Below are 2,136 nucleotides of genomic sequence, written 5' to 3'. Positions count from 1 at the left end.
GCCGGTGGTGACGGCGGGGGCGCCGGGAAAGGCACCGTGGCCGGCAACGGCGGCAACGGCGGTAACAGCGGCACCGTCGGGCTGCTGTACGGCGGCGGCGGCTGGGGCGGCGTGGGTGGCGCCGGTGGCGACAACTCAGCAGTCGCTAGCACCGCCGTCGGTGGGCCGGGCGGTGACGGCGGTAATGGCGGCAACGCCAACTTCATCGGGAACGGTGGCCCCGGTGGCGACGGTGGCACCGGTGGGATTGGCTTCACGAACGGGACGGGCGGTAAGGGCGGTGCCGGCGGCACCGTTGGTTACCCGGGTGTCATGACGTAGCACCACGGGCGTGAGGCCGTGCAGGTAATCGGGGATCTGGTCAGGTGTGATGCCCAGGACGCGGGCGAAGGCGGCGGCCTTGTCGGGATTGGCCTGAAGAAAGGCGATCTGTTTCTCGCGGTCACAGGACCCCTCGTTGAGGGTGCCGCCGTAGAGGCCGTCAGTGTTTCCGGCGACTGTTCCGACGACTGTCTGACCTCCGGTGGGTGTCCGTCCGGCATTGGTAGGGACGGTCGGACAAGCCCTGCTCACGCAACCGCGGGATCAGTTCGGCGCGCGGCCACCGGCGGTAATTCGCGATGATCACCTCATCGCCTGAACACGCACACCTCGTTTGGCCTGCGGAAATAGCTGCGCGGCTGCCGCTGCGCGACAACGGTTTTCAACCACCCCAACCGCCAAAATTCGTTGGTATAAGCCGCTTTTCACGCGCACAAGACGAGATTCGGGGCGATTTGCGGATCGTTTGCTGGTTTTCGCTCCGACTGTTCAGCGGAGAGACGCCAGTTCCGGCACGGTCTTGTTCTTTCTGAGCAAAGCAACATTTGACCCCCCTCCCCTCGCGCCGTCTTGGGATTGGGCTTGCCCGTCGCGATTCTGTCGGGGCGTTTGGTCTGCGCGGTGTTCGCCGCAGGTCATTTGTTGGCCTTACGAGGTGTGACTTAAGTCCCCAAATCACGGGCCTTGGGTCACAGATCGCAAAGGTGCGGCGATGCTTCGAGCGGGCGAGCGTAGCGTCTCGAAACAGTCTTGAGGAGTCCTACTCGGACTTGGGCCACTCGCTCGTGATGGGGTTAGCATGTCATCTTTCTTGTTCGCCGCGCCCGACGAGTTGGCCGCAGCGTCTTCCAGCTTGACCAGCCTGGGGTCGTCGATCAGGGAGGCCCGTGTGGCGGCGGCGGGCTCGACGACGTCGATTGTGGCGGCGGCTGAGGACGAAGTGTCGGCGGCGGTTGCGAAGTTGTTTGGTGGTTACGCCCAGCAGTTTCAGGAGCTGGGCGCGCAGGTGTCGCTGTTTCATGACCAGTTCGTGCAGGCGCTGAATGGCGGTGGGTTCTTGTATGCGGCCACTGAGGCCGCCAGCGCGTCGCCGCTGCAAGCGGCCGCGTCTGCGGCCGCGGGGGTGCAAGACGCCATCAATACGCCGGTCCAGCAGTTCACGGGGCGCCCGCTGTTTGGCCCGGGCACCAATGGGGCGCCGGGCACCGGGCAGGCGGGTGGTCCCGGTGGATGGTTGTGGGGCAACGGCGGCGATGGCGGGTCGGGCACGCCGGGTACGGCCACCAGCCCCACCGGTGGCAGTGGCGGGGCCGGTGGGTCGGCGTTCCTGTTCGGCTCCGGCGGTTACGGCGGGTCCGGCGGGACCGCCTATGCGGGCAGCGGCGCGGCCGGCGGTACCGGAGGAAACGGTGGTGCCGGTGGACTGATCTTCGGCGGCGGCGGCGCCGGCGGCGTCGGCGGACTGGGTGCGGCCGGTTCGGCCACCGCGGCGGCCGGCATGGGTGGTCACGGCGGGTCCGGCGGCACCAGTTATCAGTGGTTCGGAGCCGCCGGTGCCGGTGGCGCCGGTGGGCAGGGCGGACCCGGCTATAACGCGGCCGCCGACCCGATGGCCGCGCCCGGCGCGTCCGCGGGCCATGGCGGCCCGGGCGGCGTCGGTGGTGTCGGCGGCCGCGCGATCGGGCTGTTTGGGACCGGCGGGGGCGGCGGTGTCGGCGGTGACGGCGGCGTGGGCGGGACGGGCGCGCAGGGCGCCCCGGGCACGCAGTTCTCCCTGGCCGGCACCGGCGGTGATGGCGGTGACGGCGGCACCGG

1 protein-coding gene and 2 pseudogenes are annotated in these 2,136 nt (G+C 69.5%); 2 read left to right on the top strand and 1 reads right to left on the bottom strand.

What is annotated here, in order from left to right:
* Positions 1-321, top strand: a pseudogene (locus EET03_RS30950) (hypothetical protein); the annotation flags it as partial.
* A gap of 33 nt (positions 322-354) precedes the next feature.
* Here the strand turns inward: EET03_RS30950 and EET03_RS32790 are convergent.
* Positions 355-573 (bottom strand): annotated as a pseudogene (locus EET03_RS32790) (DUF6777 domain-containing protein); the annotation flags it as partial.
* 547 nt (positions 574-1,120) lie between these two features.
* Here EET03_RS32790 and EET03_RS32530 point away from each other — a divergent pair.
* Positions 1,121-2,136, top strand: a 1,016-nt coding sequence (locus tag EET03_RS32530; RefSeq protein WP_167470693.1) for a PE family protein, incomplete at its 3' end; no start/stop codon positions are given.

This window comes from Mycobacterium innocens, from assembly GCF_900566055.1.
GTDB lineage: Bacteria > Actinomycetota > Actinomycetes > Mycobacteriales > Mycobacteriaceae > Mycobacterium > Mycobacterium innocens.
This window is presented reverse-complemented; position numbering and strand designations above follow the sequence as displayed.